The sequence below is a fragment of the Halalkalibacter oceani genome, assembly GCF_040544555.1.
In the GTDB taxonomy this organism is placed as follows: domain Bacteria; phylum Bacillota; class Bacilli; order Bacillales; family Bacillaceae_D; genus Halalkalibacter; species Halalkalibacter oceani.
In genome coordinates this window covers 38316-55597 of record NZ_JBEPKD010000015.1, presented here as the reverse complement: position 1 = coordinate 55597, position 17282 = coordinate 38316, and the positions used below count along the sequence as shown (strand labels likewise).

Annotated in this window: 25 protein-coding genes; 23 read left to right on the top strand and 2 right to left on the bottom strand. The window is 41.3% G+C overall.

The window, feature by feature from the left end; all coding sequences use genetic code 11:
• The first annotated feature begins 13 nt into the window (after positions 1 to 13).
• The 9 genes from ABMB67_RS15520 to ABMB67_RS15480 all read left to right on the top strand — a co-directional run bounded on the left by ABMB67_RS15520 (position 14) and on the right by ABMB67_RS15480 (position 5062).
• Positions 14 to 805 (top strand): replication protein, encoded by a 792-nt coding sequence (locus tag ABMB67_RS15520; protein WP_354572628.1) that lies wholly within the window; start codon positions 14 to 16, stop codon positions 803 to 805.
• A complete protein-coding gene (locus tag ABMB67_RS15515) occupies positions 783 to 2069 on the top strand; it encodes a replicative DNA helicase (RefSeq protein ID WP_354572627.1) in 1287 nt (428 codons plus the stop codon). Before ABMB67_RS15520 ends, ABMB67_RS15515 begins: the two co-directional genes overlap by 23 nt.
• Entirely contained in the window at positions 2066 to 2311 is a 246-nt protein-coding gene (locus ABMB67_RS15510; RefSeq protein ID WP_354572626.1) for a hypothetical protein, read from the top strand. The genes ABMB67_RS15515 and ABMB67_RS15510 overlap by 4 nt, the downstream gene beginning before the upstream one ends.
• 126 nt (positions 2312 to 2437) lie before the next feature.
• Positions 2438 to 3001, top strand: coding sequence for a hypothetical protein (locus tag ABMB67_RS15505; RefSeq protein WP_354572625.1), 564 nt, complete (start codon positions 2438 to 2440; stop codon positions 2999 to 3001).
• Positions 2998 to 3837, top strand: coding sequence for a hypothetical protein (locus ABMB67_RS15500; protein ID WP_354572624.1), 840 nt, complete (start codon positions 2998 to 3000; stop codon positions 3835 to 3837). The genes ABMB67_RS15505 and ABMB67_RS15500 overlap by 4 nt, the downstream gene beginning before the upstream one ends.
• Entirely contained in the window at positions 3834 to 4046 is a 213-nt protein-coding gene (locus ABMB67_RS15495) for a hypothetical protein (protein ID WP_354572623.1), read from the top strand. Before ABMB67_RS15500 ends, ABMB67_RS15495 begins: the two co-directional genes overlap by 4 nt.
• A 3-nt stretch (positions 4047 to 4049) precedes the next feature.
• On the top strand, positions 4050 to 4232 hold the full coding sequence (locus tag ABMB67_RS15490; RefSeq protein WP_354572622.1) for a hypothetical protein: 183 nt from the start codon (positions 4050 to 4052) through the stop codon (positions 4230 to 4232).
• A gap of 44 nt (positions 4233 to 4276) precedes the next feature.
• Positions 4277 to 4402 carry a hypothetical protein gene (locus ABMB67_RS15485; protein ID WP_354572621.1) on the top strand — a complete coding sequence of 42 codons (126 nt, stop codon included), beginning with the start codon at positions 4277 to 4279 and terminating at the stop codon, positions 4400 to 4402.
• 117 nt (positions 4403 to 4519) lie between these two features.
• A complete protein-coding gene (locus tag ABMB67_RS15480) occupies positions 4520 to 5062 on the top strand; it encodes a hypothetical protein (RefSeq protein ID WP_354572620.1) in 543 nt (180 codons plus the stop codon).
• 151 nt (positions 5063 to 5213) lie between these two features.
• Here ABMB67_RS15480 and ABMB67_RS15475 read toward each other — a convergent pair whose 3' ends face one another.
• A complete protein-coding gene (locus ABMB67_RS15475) occupies positions 5214 to 5468 on the bottom strand; it encodes a hypothetical protein (RefSeq protein ID WP_354572619.1) in 255 nt (84 codons plus the stop codon).
• A 94-nt stretch (positions 5469 to 5562) separates the two neighbouring features.
• On the opposite strand from ABMB67_RS15475, the gene ABMB67_RS15470 reads away from it, so the two are divergent.
• Both ABMB67_RS15470 and ABMB67_RS15465 read left to right on the top strand, forming a co-directional pair.
• Positions 5563 to 5805 (top strand): hypothetical protein, encoded by a 243-nt coding sequence (locus ABMB67_RS15470; RefSeq protein WP_354572618.1) that lies wholly within the window; start codon positions 5563 to 5565, stop codon positions 5803 to 5805.
• 290 nt (positions 5806 to 6095) lie between these two features.
• The gene (locus tag ABMB67_RS15465) at positions 6096 to 6542 is read left to right on the top strand and encodes an ArpU family phage packaging/lysis transcriptional regulator (RefSeq protein ID WP_354572617.1); all 447 of its coding nucleotides are present in this window, start codon (positions 6096 to 6098) and stop codon (positions 6540 to 6542) included.
• 9 nt (positions 6543 to 6551) lie between these two features.
• Here ABMB67_RS15465 and ABMB67_RS15460 read toward each other — a convergent pair whose 3' ends face one another.
• Complete coding sequence (locus ABMB67_RS15460; protein ID WP_354572616.1) at positions 6552 to 8183, bottom strand: hypothetical protein; 1632 nt, start codon at positions 8181 to 8183, stop codon at positions 6552 to 6554.
• Between the two features lie 398 nt (positions 8184 to 8581).
• Between ABMB67_RS15460 and ABMB67_RS15455 the strand changes: the two genes are divergently transcribed.
• The 12 genes from ABMB67_RS15455 (at position 8582) to ABMB67_RS15400 (ending at position 17282) form a co-directional block, all read left to right on the top strand.
• Positions 8582 to 8971: a hypothetical protein gene (locus ABMB67_RS15455; RefSeq protein WP_354572615.1), complete on the top strand. Its 390-nt coding sequence runs from the start codon at positions 8582 to 8584 to the stop codon at positions 8969 to 8971.
• 237 nt (positions 8972 to 9208) lie between these two features.
• Positions 9209 to 9889 carry a hypothetical protein gene (locus tag ABMB67_RS15450; RefSeq protein WP_354572614.1) on the top strand — a complete coding sequence of 227 codons (681 nt, stop codon included), beginning with the start codon at positions 9209 to 9211 and terminating at the stop codon, positions 9887 to 9889.
• A 544-nt stretch (positions 9890 to 10433) separates the two neighbouring features.
• Positions 10434 to 10727 (top strand): hypothetical protein, encoded by a 294-nt coding sequence (locus tag ABMB67_RS15445; RefSeq protein ID WP_354572613.1) that lies wholly within the window; start codon positions 10434 to 10436, stop codon positions 10725 to 10727.
• Entirely contained in the window at positions 10720 to 11028 is a 309-nt protein-coding gene (locus ABMB67_RS15440; RefSeq protein ID WP_354572612.1) for an HNH endonuclease, read from the top strand. The genes ABMB67_RS15445 and ABMB67_RS15440 overlap by 8 nt, the downstream gene beginning before the upstream one ends.
• Before the next feature lie 128 nt (positions 11029 to 11156).
• Positions 11157 to 11528, top strand: a complete 372-nt coding sequence (locus ABMB67_RS15435; protein ID WP_354572611.1) for a P27 family phage terminase small subunit — start codon at positions 11157 to 11159, stop codon at positions 11526 to 11528.
• A complete protein-coding gene (locus ABMB67_RS15430) occupies positions 11497 to 13200 on the top strand; it encodes a terminase large subunit (RefSeq protein ID WP_354572610.1) in 1704 nt (567 codons plus the stop codon). Before ABMB67_RS15435 ends, ABMB67_RS15430 begins: the two co-directional genes overlap by 32 nt.
• A gap of 14 nt (positions 13201 to 13214) precedes the next feature.
• Positions 13215 to 14447, top strand: a complete 1233-nt coding sequence (locus ABMB67_RS15425) for a phage portal protein (RefSeq protein ID WP_354572609.1) — start codon at positions 13215 to 13217, stop codon at positions 14445 to 14447.
• Positions 14448 to 14460: 13 nt separating this feature from the next.
• Complete coding sequence (locus ABMB67_RS15420) at positions 14461 to 15180, top strand: head maturation protease, ClpP-related (protein ID WP_354572665.1); 720 nt, start codon at positions 14461 to 14463, stop codon at positions 15178 to 15180.
• A gap of 19 nt (positions 15181 to 15199) precedes the next feature.
• Entirely contained in the window at positions 15200 to 16372 is a 1173-nt protein-coding gene (locus ABMB67_RS15415; RefSeq protein WP_354572664.1) for a phage major capsid protein, read from the top strand.
• Entirely contained in the window at positions 16356 to 16685 is a 330-nt protein-coding gene (locus tag ABMB67_RS15410) for a fibronectin type III domain-containing protein (protein ID WP_354572608.1), read from the top strand. The genes ABMB67_RS15415 and ABMB67_RS15410 overlap by 17 nt, the downstream gene beginning before the upstream one ends.
• Positions 16685 to 16963, top strand: a complete 279-nt coding sequence (locus ABMB67_RS15405) for a head-tail connector protein (protein WP_354572607.1) — start codon at positions 16685 to 16687, stop codon at positions 16961 to 16963. The genes ABMB67_RS15410 and ABMB67_RS15405 overlap by 1 nt, the downstream gene beginning before the upstream one ends.
• Positions 16950 to 17282, top strand: a complete 333-nt coding sequence (locus ABMB67_RS15400; protein ID WP_354572606.1) for a phage head closure protein — start codon at positions 16950 to 16952, stop codon at positions 17280 to 17282. Before ABMB67_RS15405 ends, ABMB67_RS15400 begins: the two co-directional genes overlap by 14 nt.

Sequence of the window (17282 nt, the reverse complement as noted above, 5' to 3'; positions counted from 1 at the left end):
CGGATGATAGCTCATGGCAAATCCACAATTGGAGAGAGGGCATACACGGATTGCCAACGAGATACTGGATTGTATCATGCAGCTTCCCTTAAATGGCACTCAATTCCGACTGGTAATGGCCGTATGGCGCCATACATATGGCTTCCAACGGAAAGAGCATGTCTTGTCAACCTCCTATCTTGGCAAAAAGATAGGAGCGCATAAGAACCAAGTGAAAAGAGAGATAGCGGTACTAATCGCCATGCGAATATTGAGTGCTAAGACAGGGCCGCGCAATACAAGGATTATTGGATTTAATAAAAATTATGAGGAGTGGCTGCGTGATCCAGAAGAAGGGGAAAAGGCAGCTGCTCCCAAAAAGGAGGGAAAACCGGTGTCGAAAAAGCCTAAGAAATACGATGAGGACAACACTTATTACAAGATGGCCGCACACTTTTGGAAACTCGTTACGGCCGTTGCAAAGGATGCTGGCGTTGAACATTTGACACGCAAAGCGAATTTACAAAGCTGGGCTGACGACTTTCGCAAGCTCGTTGAGTTGGATGGTGTCGATGACAAAAAGCTGATCTCCGATGTCATGCGGTGGACAACCTCTCATACATTTTGGCGCACTAACGTACTGTCAGCCAAGAAGTTTCGAGAGAAGTTTGCGGAGCTGGCGATCAAAATGAAAGCCGAGGAACAGGGGCAACAACAGAAAAAACACCCGTCTCACTATCAAACTGATAACAGAGATTATGAGATAGCCTTAAATAAATGGATAGCGCAAGGCGGTGATCCAGATGAATTTGATTACGGCCAATGACATTTCAGCAGAGCAATCAGTGCTGGGAGCTATCCTCTTGGACTCTAACGTCCTGGACGACATCTTATTTTTAGAGGAACGCGACTTTTCCAGCAAAAAGCATCAACAACTTTACAACGTTATCAAGTATTTGGATGAGCAGAACAAACCAATTGACCTCATGACGGTTGTTGGAGAGTTTCACAAATTCGGTCAGGTCGACGAAATGGGCGGCGTCGAGTATTTGTCCAAACTGATCGACTCTGTTCCTACCACTTCAAACGCGGCCTACTATGCAAAAATCGTCCGATCAAAGGCCGTGAGGCGGCGTGGAGTGGAACTGGCTCGGGAGATTGAAAGGTTGTCCGGAGAAAGCTTCGACACAGACGAAGAGTATTTTGCCGCAGTGGAGTCAGCAGCCGAACGGATCAGGCCGCAGAACAGTGGAGAAATGGAAAGCCTTTCGCAGATTAAAGAGGGCTATTTCAAACATCTGACAACGCCTGTAAGTCGCATAAAAACGGGATTCGGACAATTTGATGAGTGGTCAAACGGTTTAGGGCGCACTGATCTGTTTATATCTGCCGGACGCCCGTCGATGGGGAAAACGGCACTGCTCTTGCAACGTATCAGGAACATTTTAGATAATCCGGATTGCGGCGTCGTCCTACTGTGGTCTCAAGAAATGTCTAAATACCAAATCATCGACCGTATGATTGCGAGCGCGACAGAAATCAAATTTCCTAAGATCAACCAAAAACAACTTGATGACTTTGAAATTGAGGTTGTGAGGGCCATGTACGAAAAACTCGAAAAAAAGCCGCTGTTCGTGCGCGATGCAGCTGGCGTTAATATCCAGGAGGTACGATCTATTTCCCGCCAATTTAAGCGCAGATACGGCAAGATTGACCTCGTTGCGGTTGACTATCTACAGATCATGGATATACCGCAGAAAAAAGGCGAGAGTCGATCTCAAGCAATTGGGAATGTAACGAGAGCTGCAAAAAACATCGCCAAAGATATGGATTGTCCCTTTATGTTGTTGTCACAAATGACCCGGGAGTCGGAACAGAAGAAAAAGCCTACACTGGCTGATCTAAAGGAATCAGGAAGCATCGAGCAGGACGCTGATGTCGTTGAATTCCTTTGGGAGAAGCCTGACGATGTAATGCGCGGCGGTAAGATAGTCCAGCAATTTATTGCGAAGGGTCGAAATATTGGTATCAACGAATTCCGGCTATTTTTCCGCGGCTATCTCCAAAGGTTTAGGGAGTTGTATGAATGATGAAGCGAATCGAAACCCCTGAACAAAAGGAGAAAGCACTCAAATGGATGGTCGAAATGGCGGGGCATCCTTTGGAGCCGGTTATCAAAGATGAAAAAACAAGGGCAATTTACGAGCGAACAGCAGCAGCAGTCCAAGACTACAATGATCGGTTTTATAAGGGGTTAGAGTACCCGTCTTTAGAAGAAGAAAAACAGGAGCCGCAGGAGAAGAAGCTTGATCTTAGTGGCTGGCTGGATTGAGGTGTGACATGGACTACTCAGAAGCTACTAGCCAACAACTCTATCAAATAGCAAATGACCGCACGGTGAGGCTGTCAGATCGGTATGAGGCGGCGAGAGATCTACAGCGGAGAAAGGGGAAAGATTATGCGTTATGTAGGAATCGATCCCTCCACTAAGACGGGTTTTGTCGCTCTAAGTGGAGCAGGCGAAGTCCTAAGAGCTAAGGAACTAACAGGAATCGGCGACAAAGACCCAAAGCGCATTACAACGTTAGTCCAGGAGGTTGTACAACATATAAAGCCCGGCGATGTGATTGGTATTGAGGGATTCAGCTACAACAGCCAAGGCCGCGGGATCGGATTTCAATTCGGCCTTGGTTATGCAATTCGGATAGCGATGTACAGCAGGAATCATTCATATACCGAGATCACGCCAGGGCAGCTTAAAAAATTTGCTACGGGCAGTGGAAATACGGCAAAAGCAGAGATGCCGGGACCGATAGCCGAGAATTGGGGTTACAGCCATCCGAGCGACAACGTTTTAGATGCTTATGTTTTAGCTAGGATCATGTTTTCGATCCGCAATAGGGAGCAGCTTACGTTTTCACTTACCGACTATCAAAAGGAAGTCATTGACATGATTATCAATCCAGCTGCCGCTAAAAAACCAAAGGCCAAGCGCAAAGCAAAGCGAGGTGATAAACGATGAGTCACCGAGATCAGCGAAACAAGCAGTTTAGACGTGAGATTTCTACCAAAATTGCTGAAATTCAATTTAAATATTGCCGTCCGTGCGAATTGCAGGAATGTGATAACTGCAAACAAGGCGAGAAGTTGCGGCATTATGGCGATCTACTGTTGAAAGATACACAAGAACGACGGAAAGAGCCTAAATTAAGCAAAAACCCCAAGGAGGTAAAACAGATGAAGCCAGCAGCCAGAATTTCAAAGACACCGGAGGAGGTCAACGGACTAACAAAAGATAAGTACAAAATGTTGAAAGATGAAGGGATTACCGATGCAGAGATAATTAAGGCCTATAAATTAAATACTTCTCGGTTCTCGTCAATTAAAGAAAAATGGGGGCTGCTGGGCTATCGAGGTACTGTCAGCAAGAACAAACAAAAAAGCCAAGCCCAAACAGTTGAAAGGCCAGAGTCCAAAAAGCCAGCAGAACAGGCGAATAATGCTGAGGTCGAACTAAGAAATCAACTCAATAAGATGAAAGACGAATTTAATGAACTGACTCAAAAGCACCAAGCCTTGGAGCAAACGCATGAAAAGCTCCTGAATGAAAACTCACAAGCAGCCGCTGAATTCCTGAAAATCAAGCGTGAGCTTGAGCAAACAAAAACTGCATTTGATGAGCTAGTTCTACAAAAACGCGACCTGCAAAATGACTTATCAGTTGCCGAGCGTAATCTTGATTTCCTGCGAGAGAAGGTTGAAGAAAAGGCAAATGACAGCTCCTACAAACAAAAATACTTAGTCATGGCGGCCGCGCTTAAGTTGCACTTGCCTGACGGGTTGGAGGTCAAATCATGAAATTCAATGGCATGAGTCCAATCGAACTGGAAATGGTACGGGATGAAATAAAGAAGGTAATCCCTGTTTTAGTTTCAATTGCTCCCGAAGTAGTAACTGCCACTTGCGAATATTACAAACACTATAACAAGCGCAATGACATCACTCCTCAGGAAGCCAGTGATCTTGCGGTAAAGACAGTGGTGAAAATTTTTGGCTTTGGAGGGTGAAGAATGAGAATGCTGATAGCTTTTGTATTGGCAATGCCTGTAATTTTTGCAGTTGAGGTCAGTTGGGTATACATTTTCGTTATTGGATTGCAGGTATTGGCGGGCTTGGATTTTGAATTGTTTAGAGAGAAATCGCAATTGAATAGCAGGATCAATGAGGAGAACAGAATCAATGCGAGAGATTAAGTATCGGGGAAAACGTATGAGTCTAAGATATCGGAGGCAAAACCATGAAAGTTCAAATTGAGGGAAACCTCTACCTTGAATCTGACAACCTATCATATCAGATCAAGGAATATAGCGGAGTGAAGAACAGCGAAGGCAAGGAAACATTCAACAGCTACGACGCTCTCTGAGCTTATTCTCGACGTGAAACTGATTGAGAAATACATTGAATCAAAGTTAACAGTTTAACGTCATATCAGCCTCACAGGAGCTTAAAACCATATCTGAAATTAAGGGAGCGAAAAACCATGCAAAAAACTGAATTAAGTGTTCTTTTCAAAAAGATGCAGAGAGACGACAAAAAAGATGTTCTTAAATTTGAATATCGGGGCAGTGAGGATGATCCGGTAGATGATAACGGCAATCCAACCAAGATCATTCTCCCACAAAACGTCTATGCGCTTGTTGGCGAAATGGTCAACATCGAAGTAGCCGGCTGCGAGTGCGGCCCAGTCACGGCAGAGCTGTCAAAAGCCAACAAGGACAGCAAAAAGGTTGTCCTAGACCTGAATCTCAAGGGTGACAGCAGCGACAAGGCTATTGATCTTTATCGCAAGGCCGGTCAAAACGTCACCTTGACTATTGAGCCAGCACAGGCCAGCTTGTTAGAGGATGAAGAGGCTAAGAAAAACGATCATGAAGGGATTGAGTATGCTGTTGATCTCGGCGGCAACGTAACAGAGATCAAGGACAAGAAAAAGGAAAAGGAAGTTGAGGAAAAGGAGACGGTTGCCGCTGCAGCAGAGGAAACGAAAGTGGATGTACCTAATGACGATGAATTGCCGTTCTAACGCAAAAGGGGCCGCTCGCCAGTAGCAGCCCCTCGACAAATTTGCATGTGGGCGCTTGTCCACATGCAGGCTTTAACTTAATTTGGTTAGTTATGTAGAGGGATAAAACAAAGTGGTAGGTAGCACTAAAGGTTTCGGAAGTAAGGAGTTGTCACTTACTTGATTCAAGGAACTGAACTCCCTTGTTTGTTATACCACTAATAACATAAGAAGTATTTCCATAATAAACATCTTCGACGTGAGCAACGAGGAGGTTATCTTCTTTAAGTTGAGCTATTACCTCAATAACAGTATTTTGATCATAATTTTCAAATGGGCCTTTAGAATAGAACTGATCGGATGCGATATCTTTAGTTAATTTACTAGCCTCAATTAATATAGTGACCATAATATCTTTTTTATTCAATGTGTTCATCCTTTCAGTTTATTAATTTACTATATTCTACCACATTGAGAAGACTATGCAAAAGCTGAAACCTCGTAAAAGGAAGTGAGAGAAAATGACATATGAAGAACGTATCCATAAGGCTAAGAAAGAACTCCAAGAATGGATAAAAATGCATGACGGAGTTATCCCGAGTGAAGATTTAGAGGCTTTTGAAAAAGATGTTGAGGAACGTCAGTGGCTTATACATCAAGCAGAAAAGGCCATCCGGTATGAAAAAACGCTAAAAAGAATTGCTACTCCTGGACTCGGTTTAGGCTATTGGGAAGCGAAAAAAGCGTTAGAAGATAAAAAGTAATCTGATCATTAAGCATATAAGGGTGGTAGCATTGGTAAAAATCAATGGAGAAATAGCAGAATACAGAGCTTCTTACGTGAAATTTGATGAATAGCACGACCGTATATCAAAGGAGGCCTCACATGCTAACAACTTTTCAAATCTTTTTATTTTATTGATTCTGCTCTTTGGCTTGGGGCCATGGGAGACAGAGATATAGAGAGAGATTACAATAAAGTTGCATATTAATTGCAGCAATGGGAACTATGACAGCAACATTTTTTGTTTAATGATGATGGGGTGTGATGCAAATGAGCTTTAACTTGCCGGAACTGGATAGAACAAGAACCAAAGAGGCCGTTGAAATCGCCCTTGAAAAGTATCGCTTGTTTAAATATCTTTCTTACGAAGAAAGGGAGGCAAACATAACGGCAAGTAGCGAGGAAAGGTTCCACGGCCCAACTAATGAGAGAAGCGATCAGACGGCACAGGTGGCTATTTATAACGCGGATCAACAGGAGTACAGGCGGCAGTTTTGCGAGCGGATAGAAAGGGCGGTTAAAAAACTACCTCCAATGGAAAGATTTTTGATCGAGAACCGTTATATGGTAAGCGATGCAGAGTATAAGACTGACCATAAGGTTTATTGTTTTGAATTTCAACCGCCTATTAGTCAAAAAACCTATGATAAAATTCGTTGGAAAGCATTTTATAAATTGGCCCTTAATTTAAATGTTGCAGTGACAATAAATGCCTAAAAGAGAGAGCTAACTTAGCTCTCTTTCTTTAGGTATGCCGAAGAACTTACCCATCTCAACAAAGGCTTGTTTAAGAGTTGAATCATGATAATTGGTTCTTCGGTACTCTCCATAATGATTATAGTAATACTGCACATAAGAGCTAAATGGGTCTGTATTCTTTTTGTTTTCCAACGATCTAAATACACTTTTTTCCTGGGATTGGAAAAAGTATGCTAGGCATTCTAAGTCATTAATTCCAATTTGATCCACAAATTTTACTGGGCTTGTAAATACAGATTGCAAGTCATTAGTAAATATCTCTTCATAAAAAGTTGGTGTTTTTGAAAGAGTATTGTATGTTGAAGATAAAATAAAGACTTTTTTTATATCAATAAAATAGCCCCTTTCCCTAAGTGCTTTGAATGTATCAAAGGCTTGTTTGTTTGGATTAAAGAAAAGTCGAGAAAAGTCCTTTCTAATAGTTTCAGTTGATGGTTTGGTTTTTGATTGTTTAGGGATTTTCCCGCTTTTTGCTTCAATAATCAATAAAGATTTGCCAAGTTTGATATATGCATCAGATGAACGCTTATTATCTTTATCATAATAAAATTCATCTATGTATTCATAAGATAACTTTGAATCACTTACACTGTTTTTCAATGTATCAGCAATATAAATTTCAAATAATCTACCAAAAAAAGTGAAAAATTTATTTGTTAATTTTTTGTCGTGTTCATAACATTTTATCAATTTGAAATATAAACCATCAAAAATTGACTGGTTGTGAATTTCGTTAGAAAACATAAACGCTCTATCGTCAATTTTAAAAAAAGGACTGGTTATTAAGTATTCATTATCAAATGCGTTATCGATTGTTTGAATCGCTTTATCTTTATATAATTTTGGATCTACAACAATATCGGCCAGAATTTTTGAAGATAAATCTGAATTGCGTAATTTGGAGAAATATGAATCTAGTTTTATTCCTTGTTGATAAAAATTGAATAAGTCTTTCAAACTATTCTTTAGCTTACCACTATGTCCTGCAGCTAGAAGAACATTAACATAGTCATCAATTTTATAACCGTAATATTGATAAAAGTCGTTATTGATATCCATATATTCATTTGGTTCAAACAATGATTTATTCTTTGCATATTTTTGAAAAAAAAGATTTTGTCTTATGATTGAACGGTCTATATTTGAATCTCTATAAAATAATGATATCTTCATATACATTTGTTCTATACTATCATTTTCATGGCTTAAATGTATGTGATCTGAAATCTGAAGTAGAATCATAACTACACGAACGACAAAATTACCAGCTGTAGTAACAGATGAAACAGTAGAAGGTGCTTTATTATTACCAAAAGCAAGAAACCATTTTATGGCGTATAAAATATTACTATTATCGAATGAAATTTCAAACTCTTCCTGCATTTTGACCGAAGCTTGTTCACAAATGATTTGGATTAATTGAGATTTAGAATCTTCATTAAGCCAATTCAAACAAGACAATACTTTCAAGGCATCCGATTGATTGATTTTATTTATATCGCGTTTTATTTTTTCAATGGGAACTTTGGAACCAAACAACCCCTCGTAAGTGATATAAACTTTCATATTTCTAATTGCTTTATCAAAAGAATTTTTCATATTGTCCTCCAATTGTGAAGAATATTTCTAAATTATAATGTAAATTACAGCCATGTACTTAAAAAACACTAAAAATTTATTAAAATAAGTCAAATTTAAGTTGAGTCATTTGTTTTTGCCTATGTTAAATTTATATCATCAGGAATTGACTAAGGGAGAAACCCCCTTCAGTCAATTCCTTTTCTTATGCGATTTCTTATATTTGCGACTCCATTCCTGGTTGAGCCAGTGTCTTCTCAGCTGGTTTAGCTTTATTTCACCTCCTTTCATCGTGACCCCAGCGATTAAGGTATGGATCGGGGCGGCTTGCCATCCGCCGCAAAAAGGGTGGTAAGGTTTGGTATCATTAAATAAAAGTTCACATTATAATTGAACTGTAAAATAAAAGGAGGGTTAAGATGAATAATAAACTAATTTGTCCAGTTTGCGATTTTGATCATATGCATATCTTGGGGTTTATTGAAGTGAGGGACGATGATGACTATCAAACAAAAGAGGTAATAGTAAACAATCAATACCGCATCCCAGTAAAGACTAGATATAATTATAGATCGCAAGGTAACATCCATCTCCTTTTTATATGTGAAGATGGTCATTTTTCGATCAAGAGCTTTGATGGTCACAAAGGTGTGGTTGTAATTGATGAGAACATATTAATGGACAACTTATCCTCATATTTAAACGGTGTATATAGAGAAAACCAAGCGTCTTGGGCGTTTAATTTCGAGCTTCTGGGCCATATTGAAAACTTTTTCCTTAAGGTAGAACAAGATAAAAGTCTTTATTAACTAATAGTTAGAGCTGGACCTGTAATATAGGCTCCGGCTTTTATTATGTCTAAAAGGTGATAGGATGGACAAAAGCAGTTGATGGTCCCAACCTGGGAGGGAGTCGTGTCAAAGGGGTTCGCCTGATAAGCGCATCTGGCTATGCACCTTCGACTGTTTTTGTGTGTTTGTAGTATTAGGTAATTTGTTGGAGGGTATTGGATTCTTTTGGCGAATTGTGTTTTGTGAAAGGGGGTTTTGAAGATAGGGGAAGAAGACATTAAGTTAATCTTCACATCGTTATTATCAGGCGCTTTGGGTACATTAATTGTTTTTTTCGTAACTTTAAATAATCAATATTGGCAGAGGAGACAAGAGAACAGACCGCATGTTAAAGTCGAGGAAGTCAGCGCGAATCTCAATTTACGAAATGTTGAATTTACAAAATACACCAAGTTGATAATTACCGATGACTACCAAGAAATTCTTAAAGAAGCGAAAAAACAAGGTGTTATTGATGACGAAGGTTTCGCAAAAACTAATTTCAATTATTTAAATGTTAAAAATGTGGGTAAAGGGAACGTATTAGAAGCTAAAGTTAAAATATCCATGATTTCGCATAGTGAGGAACAGTTGAAAAGCTGGTCTATTGTGGTTGATCTGCCAATTATAGAAGATGGCGAAGAGTTATTTGTTCCAACAGACAAAATGATAAGTGTCGGAGCATCTTATTATATTGACCACATCGAGTTATTCTATAAAAGTAACCTTGGAGAAAAATTAAAATATGAAAATAGTACTATTCATGAAGCGGACGATAGACGAACAATTATTGAAACTTTTTATAGAAAAAGGTTTCTAATAGGCGGATATAAGAAAATATATAATATTAAAGGTCGTTCAGTTAGTTGGATGTTACTGCCGATAAAAAAGAAATAATCCCGGCATAAATTAAGGGTTATTAAAGTAAAAATTTTTTCGATTCAAGGCTAAGCAACTTGAGATCACTTTAAAAGTGGTCTTTTTTATTACCTCCATAAAGCCCATCAAGAAACCGGTGTAGGATCGCAACCTTGCCGTTTTGTCTTGGTAGGCTTTTAGAGTTGATAAAGCTAAGGTGATGGGAATGAATAAATGCAAAGGCTGCATATGGGGGACAAAGCTAACCGACACTAAAATATTTTGTCACTTTAACCGCTGCGTCAAGCCGACGAATCAGGGCAAGGAGACAAAGTCTGAATCTCCTAAAAACTGGTGAGTGGACACTAATTAGCGTCCATCTTGAGTGGTAGCGGATTAGCGTCCAAAGTGGTAACTAATTAGCGTCCACTACTGGCAACTAATTAGCGTCCACTCAAACCAGTTTCTTCATTAGAGTGAAAATCCTAAAGAAAGATTTAAAGAAATATATTAAAGAAAACCTTGCAAATGTATTCGCAAGGGATTTTATTTTTTATTTTTGTAGTTAAAGGAGGGATCATCAATGCAGGTTAATTGTGATCAATGTCATGAGGATTTCAAGATAAAGCTCAAGACCAAGAAACACGGAATAGGAATCCAAGAGACTTATTTCAAGTGTCCTCATTGCAAATGTCATTACACATCTTTTGTCACCAATACGGAAGCAAGGCGAAGGCAAAAGGAAATCAAGTTAATGACAGATAAGCTTAGCAAGATAAAAGATGATGAGGAGTTATTGAAACAAAGGCAAGCGATCAGCAAGAAGAAAGCAGAGCTTAAGATCATTATGGATGGTTTGAAAAAGGTATATGGCTAAACAGGTCAATCCTTTTTACAAGTCAACAGCTTGGCTTAAATTCCGAGAGCTTGCTCTGCTTCGCGACAATCACTTATGTCAGCCTTGCTTAAGGCAAAAGCGGATCACGCCAGCAAACACGGTGCATCATATCAAGCCGATTGAGGACTTTCCTGAGCTTGCCTTAACTCTTGATAACGTAGAGAGTATTTGTCCTCCTTGCCACAACAGAGAGCATCCAGAGAAGGGTGGAGGACACAAGAAGAAAAGAAAAAAGAAAGTGAGAGTGATTGAGATGAAAGAGAATCCGGAATGGGTATAGCCCCCCTACCCCGAAAGTGTGGGATGGCTGGCCCCAGGACCGGGCGGGCCCTTCGCTTGTAACGCAGGAGTATTTTTCGTGCATAAGGGGGGGTGTAAATTTTCGTCTTTTGAGAGGGGGGAAAATAATTGTCTGGCGAGTACAAACCTAAAAACATCAGGCTAAAAGCAGCGAAGGAAGTTTTTTATACATTAGCTGCCGAATTAGAAAAAGTGGACAAATTTAACGACAAAACATATCTAATCATCAACAATTTTGCCCTTTTAGAGCAGATGAAGCTGGATTTAATTGCTGATATTCGCAAGCGTGGGGTTGTAGAGCTTTTTAAAAATGGCTCTCAAGAAATGATGAGAGATAACAAGTCAGTGGACAAGGTCATGAAAACCATCGAGCAGCAAAGACGTCTTCTCGCCGAGTTGCGACTCACGCCAGCTTCGGAAAGAGAGATAGTCGGGGTGGTGGCGACCGTTGAAGAATCAGACGAGTTCCAAAAATACTAAGCTCAAGACAACTGATTACGCCATTGCAGTTACCAGTCACCTTATAATCACGTCCAAAAAGGTGCATTTAGCGTGTAAAAGGCACTTATCAGACCTTGAAAGGCAAGGGAAGAAAGAGTTTCCGTATGTGTTCGATGAAGATCGCGGGTATCATCCGATTGGCTTTATAGAAAAGTTCTGCAAGCCGTCGCAGGGGAGCCATGACAAAATTGTCATGCAAGACTGGCAGCACTTCGTTATCGGATCGCTTTACGGATGGATTCATAAAGAGACTGGTTTACGTAGGTTCCGTGAGGGCCTTATTTTTGTTGCCCGGAAGAACGGGAAATCTGCTTTGGGCTCGGGGCTGTCGCTTTATGGATGCAGCAAAGACGGAGAAAGAGGGGCGAGGGTGTATCAGCTGGCAAACTCAAAAGCTCAAGCCCGGGTGTTATTCAACGAATGTAAAGCGATGGTTGAGACTTCGCCGGTGCTCAACAAGCACTTTGAGAGGACACTGTCAGAGATAAGATTCAGTGACACATTGTCCAAAATTGAGCCGCTTGCCACTGACTCAGAAAAGCTTGACGGTCTCAGCGCCCATATGGGCTTATTTGACGAGATTCACGAGTATAAGAACTATAAGCTTATCAACGTCATAAAAAACTCTACAGGGGCGCGTAAGCAGCCTCTGATGATCTATATAACGACGGCAGGGTATCAGTTGGATGGTCCGTTAGTTGATTACTATGAGCATGCAGCGGATGTGCTAAATGGAGTGGTCAAAGCTGATCGCTTTTTTTACTACCTCGCTGAATTGGATGAGGGCGATGACATTGACGATCCATCAAACTGGATCAAAGCCAATCCTAACCTGGGTGTCACAATTGATCTGGAAACTATGAAAGAGGAGTGGAATGATCGAAAGCATATTCCTGCAGAACGGGCTGATTTCATCACAAAAAGGCTGAATATCTTTGTGAAGGCCGATCAGCAATCGTTTTTGGATTATGAAGTGCTCAAGCGAAATGAAAAGGTTATTGATGTAAAGGAGTTATTGGGGCTCCCGTGTATCGGTAGTTTTGACCTTTCGGAGACAGAAGACTTTACAAGTGCATGTTTGGAATTTCCTCTGCCAGATACGGGAGAGGTTTTTGTATTGTCTCATTCTTGGGTTCCGCAACGGAAAGTAGAGGCCGACAATGAAAAAATTAACTATAGGGAGCTGTCCGATGCAGGATTATTGACGATTATACCGGGTGATTACATCAATTATGAGCATGTATTTGACTGGTTTGTGGAGCAAGCGGAGCTTTATGCCATCCAAAAAATTGCTTACGATCCGCATAATGCGTTCCATTTGATCAAAGCGTTGGAAGCTTACGGGTTTATAACAGAGCCGGTTAGACAAGGACATCTCACATTAAGTCAGCCGCTTAAGCATTTAAAAGAAATGTTTTTGGATGGGAAAGTCATTTACAACAACAATAAATTGCTCAAGTGGTACATCAACAATGTCAAGTTAGTGCCGGATCGCAATAATAATTGGATGCCAAGCAAACAAAACCGGTACCGGAAGATCGATGGCTTTGCTGCTTTGTTAACCGCGCATACGGAAGTCATGAAAATGATTGTCGAGCCAGCCGGTGACGGAAATATCAGCTTCGTCTCCGTCAATGACTTATTCAACTGAAAGGTGGTGAGAATTTGAAATGGTTCAGCCGATTTAGATCAGCTGCCAAAGCGGCTGTAGCAGGATGGAAAGGAAACGTATTTGACTTCTCAGGATGGGCCGGCCGTGTCTTTTGGGGCGTCGATAACGCTAAATTAGCCACAAATGAAACAATTTTTAGTGTGATTAGCCGACTTGCCAACACCTTATCCACACTGCCGATCAAGTTGTATCAAAGCTATGACATAGTGACTTCTCAGGTCTCCGATCTAGTCACTACGGCACCTAATCCAAACATGACAAGCTTTGATTTATTTAACAAGCTTGAGGTGGCGCGGAATGAGACAGGGAACGGCTATGCAATCATCATGCGCGACATCAGGATGCAGCCAGAGGAGATTTTACCGATTGATTCCTCACTGGTGACGCCTTTTTTAAATAGCGACGACGGTCATTTGTGGTATCAAGTCATCGGAGACAACGGTACTCACTATGTTCACAACATGAACATGATCCACGTTAAGCACATAACGGGAACGAGCCGGCTTGTCGGGATCAGTCCGATTAAGGTTTTGAAAAACACTCTGGAATATGACAAAGCTGTGCAGGAGTTTTCTTTGTCGGAAATGCAGAAGAAGGATAGCTTTATCTTGGAGTACGGTGCCAATGTGGACAGTGAAAAGAGACAGCGTATCATTGATGATTTCAAGCGATTTTATCGAGATAACGGCGGTATTCTTTTTCAGGAGCCCGGCGTAACGGTAAATGAGCTGGAAAGAAAATATTTTGCTTCGGACACGTTGGCGTCCGAAAAAATAACGCGGTCAAGAGTCGCGAATGTTTTTAACGTCCCTGCCTCATTTCTTAACGACTCGGAGGGAGCAAGCTTTTCGAGCAACGAGCAGCTGATGATCCAGTTTGTTCAGATGACGTTAACCCCGATAGCAAGGCAGTACGAACAGGAGCTCAATAAAAAGCTACTTACGCATGACCAGAGAATGGCAGGTTTTTATTTTAAGTGCAATCTCGGCGGGCTGCTGCGAGGGGATACTGCAGCAAGGACAAACTTTTATCAAGTAATGCTTAGGAGTGCAGGGATGACACCGAATGAAGTGCGACGATTAGAGGATTTACCACCTAAAAGCGGGCCGGCAGAGGAACTGTGGATTTCAGGCGACCTCTACCCGCTTGAGATGGACCCTCGTGATCGTAAGGCAAGCTCTGAGAAAGGGGGTGAAGAAAGTGAGCAAGCAGAAGAAACAACGTAAAAAGTTTTGGTCGATGAAGATGTCCGCTGACGGGAAGTCGGGGGATATTTTTATTTACGGAGAGATCACTAAATACGCTTGGGAAGAGTTAGGCGAAAAATCAGCGAAGGTATTCCAGCAAGAATTAGCTGATTTGGGCGAGGTTGAAACGATCAATCTATATGTGAATTCTCCAGGAGGTTCAGTGTTTGAGGGTTTAGCTATCGGTAATCAGCTAAAGCGCCATAAAGCTAGAGTTATAGCCCATGTTGATGCATTAGCAGCCTCAGTGGCAAGTGTAATTATCATGTCTGCTGACGAGATTAGAATGTACGAAAATTCAATGCTCATGATTCATAATCCGTGGGATTTTGTAATTGGAAATGCTGCTGAATTAAGAAAAGCAGCTGATGACTTGGATCGTATAGGTGAATCGGCCAAACTTGATTATTTATCGAAGGCCGGGGATAAGCTCACCGAAGAAAAACTCATAGAGTTACTTGACGCCGAAACATGGTTAAGTGCAAATGAAGCATATCAATATGGTCTGTGTGACGTTGTCTTGGAGGCAAATAATGCCGCTGCCTCTATTAGTGATAAATTATTTGCCAAATACAAAAATGTACCGAAACAACTGCTGGAAGATGACAATTTCCATCAACTGTCAGCTGAAGAGTTGGAACAACGCAAACGAATTGCTGAACAATCAAAACTTAACGCCAGTTATATTGGTGACTTATTAGGAGGAATGTAAAGTGAAAAAGTATTTGAAAATGAACCTACAACATTTTGGGGACAAGACGCTTTATGAGTTAAAGCAAAACCTTACGACAGTCGGTCAACAGCTGCAAAAAGTGGAAAACGAGCTCGCCTCTGCTGCTATCGATCCTGCGAAGTCCACTGAGGACATTCAAGCATTGCAAAAATCCCGGGATGATTTAAAGATGCGCTTTGATGTGATCAAGCAGCAGCACGATCAGCTCGAAGCGGAGCAAAAAGAGAAGTTTAAACAACGGCAAAAGGAAAATAAAGTGGGTTTTGACGGGTTATCAGAAAAGCAAAAAGTAATGAAAGCAAAAGCTGAATTTATTCGCGCTTCTCTCCAACGACGTCCAGTGAACGATGAAGCAAAACAACTAATCGCTATTCCTGCCGGTAATGAAACAGGTGGAGATAAATTCTTACCAACTAATTTGCAAAAAGAGCTTGTTCATGAGCCGTTTGCAAAAAACCAGCTCCGTAATGTTGCACAAGTAACAGCGATTAAAGGTTTAGAAAAGCCAAAAATCTCTTATTCTCTTGACGATGATGATTTTGTTACAGATGAGGAAACCGCTAAAGAAATTAAACTTACAGGTGACACTGTTAGCTTCGGACGATACAAGTTCAAAGTCAAAGCAAAGATTTCCGATACAGTTATGCACGGATCAGACGTCGAATTAGTGTCGTATATTGAAAATGCGTTACGGTCTGGGTTGGCTGCCAAAGAGAAAAAAGACGCGCTTACCGAGACTCCAAAAACCGGGTTAGAGCATATGTCGTTCTATCAAAATGGGCAGATTAAGAGAGTTAGAGGGGAAAATCTACAAAAAGCAATTAAAGCCGCGATTGCTGACCTGCATGAAGACTTCCGTGATAACGCTAAAATCGTAATGCGTTATGTAGATTACCTAGATATTATTGAATACCTTGCTAATGGGAATGCCACTTTATACAACGCCCAACCAGAACAAGTTTTAGGAAAGCCTGTTGAATTTGCGGATAGTGCTGTGCATCCGATTGTTGGTGATTTTCAGTATTTCGGGATTAACTACGACGGAATGACTTACGATACTGACAAAGATGTTGATTCCGGCGACTACTTATTTGTCCTAACAGCTTGGTACGATCAGAAGCGATCATTAAACTCCGCATTCCGTATCGCTGTAGTTGACGATACTCCCTGATCCGCCCCAAGGCTTAACGGTCACATCCAAAACAGCAACCTCAGTTAGCCTGTCTTGGGAGGCTGTTGAGTTTAGTGGGGGCATAGATAAATACGAGGTTTATAGAGATGGACAAGCGATAGGTACTCGTAAGGGGCTGACATACGCTGACAACGATTTATCGCCATCCGAGACTTACGAGTACCAAGTTGCTGCAATTGCTCTCAGCGGGGCTGTATCGAGCTTGAGCGAGCCGTTAATTGTGACGACAGACTCTGAGCCTGACCCGCCAGAAGACCCTGACGAGGATGACCCGTCAGAGGGTGATGAATAATGCTGGAATTAGCAAAAATATATTTGAGGATTGACGGAGCCGAGGACGATCAAACCCTCGGCTTTTTGCTTGATGCCGCAAAAGAGTATTTAGTTGATGCTGGCGTAAAGGAGCAACCGGAGTCTAAGACGTATCAGTTGGCTGTACTTTTGCTGGTCAGTCATTGGTATGAAAATAGGCAGGCCGTTGTCGTCGGGCAAACCTCAAAGCAGTTGGAAAACAGTCTGCAGAGTCTCATCCTGCAGCTGAAAGCGGGTGGAGCCGATGAACCCGGGTGATTTAAGGCAGAGATTAATTTTTCAGATCCCGTCAGGCGCAAAGGATGCTGATGGTTTCCCGATTCGGGAGCCGCAGGAGTACACAAAAGCTTGGGCCGAGCTTAAAACACTAAAAGGACGTACTTTTTATACAGCCGCTCAAAATAACATGCAGCATAATCGAGAGTTTACGATCCGTTATCAATCCAAGTTGGCTGACGGTGCGCGACCTAAAAACCTGCAAGTTATTTGGCAAGGGGTAGCCCATACCATCGAATCCATTGAGGACGACGACGGATTAAAAAAGTCAATGACCGTAATTGCAAAGGCGGTGAATTAA

Excerpts from the sequence above, each read along its gene's own strand:
- ABMB67_RS15500 (WP_354572624.1), top strand. The coding sequence starts at position 2,998 with ATGAGTCACCGAGATCAGCGAAACAAGCAGTTTAGACGTGAGATTTCT.
- ABMB67_RS15510 (WP_354572626.1), top strand. The coding sequence starts at position 2,066 with ATGATGAAGCGAATCGAAACCCCTGAACAAAAGGAGAAAGCACTCAAA.
- ABMB67_RS15400 (WP_354572606.1), top strand. The coding sequence starts at position 16,950 with ATGAACCCGGGTGATTTAAGGCAGAGATTAATTTTTCAGATCCCGTCA.
- ABMB67_RS15490 (WP_354572622.1), top strand. The coding sequence starts at position 4,050 with ATGAGAATGCTGATAGCTTTTGTATTGGCAATGCCTGTAATTTTTGCA.
- ABMB67_RS15520 (WP_354572628.1), top strand. The coding sequence starts at position 14 with ATGGCAAATCCACAATTGGAGAGAGGGCATACACGGATTGCCAACGAG.
- ABMB67_RS15465 (WP_354572617.1), top strand. The coding sequence starts at position 6,096 with ATGAGCTTTAACTTGCCGGAACTGGATAGAACAAGAACCAAAGAGGCC.
- ABMB67_RS15415 (WP_354572664.1), top strand. The coding sequence starts at position 15,200 with ATGAACCTACAACATTTTGGGGACAAGACGCTTTATGAGTTAAAGCAA.
- ABMB67_RS15420 (WP_354572665.1), top strand. The coding sequence starts at position 14,461 with ATGAAGATGTCCGCTGACGGGAAGTCGGGGGATATTTTTATTTACGGA.
- ABMB67_RS15470 (WP_354572618.1), top strand. The coding sequence starts at position 5,563 with ATGACATATGAAGAACGTATCCATAAGGCTAAGAAAGAACTCCAAGAA.
- ABMB67_RS15485 (WP_354572621.1), top strand. The coding sequence starts at position 4,277 with ATGAAAGTTCAAATTGAGGGAAACCTCTACCTTGAATCTGACAACCTA.
- ABMB67_RS15515 (WP_354572627.1), top strand. The coding sequence starts at position 783 with ATGAATTTGATTACGGCCAATGACATTTCAGCAGAGCAATCAGTGCTG.
- ABMB67_RS15445 (WP_354572613.1), top strand. The coding sequence starts at position 10,434 with ATGCAGGTTAATTGTGATCAATGTCATGAGGATTTCAAGATAAAGCTC.
- ABMB67_RS15405 (WP_354572607.1), top strand. The coding sequence starts at position 16,685 with ATGCTGGAATTAGCAAAAATATATTTGAGGATTGACGGAGCCGAGGAC.
- ABMB67_RS15480 (WP_354572620.1), top strand. The coding sequence starts at position 4,520 with ATGCAAAAAACTGAATTAAGTGTTCTTTTCAAAAAGATGCAGAGAGAC.
- ABMB67_RS15440 (WP_354572612.1), top strand. The coding sequence starts at position 10,720 with ATGGCTAAACAGGTCAATCCTTTTTACAAGTCAACAGCTTGGCTTAAA.
- ABMB67_RS15460 (WP_354572616.1), bottom strand. The coding sequence starts at position 8,183 with ATGAAAAATTCTTTTGATAAAGCAATTAGAAATATGAAAGTTTATATC.
- ABMB67_RS15455 (WP_354572615.1), top strand. The coding sequence starts at position 8,582 with ATGAATAATAAACTAATTTGTCCAGTTTGCGATTTTGATCATATGCAT.
- ABMB67_RS15495 (WP_354572623.1), top strand. The coding sequence starts at position 3,834 with ATGAAATTCAATGGCATGAGTCCAATCGAACTGGAAATGGTACGGGAT.
- ABMB67_RS15505 (WP_354572625.1), top strand. The coding sequence starts at position 2,438 with ATGCGTTATGTAGGAATCGATCCCTCCACTAAGACGGGTTTTGTCGCT.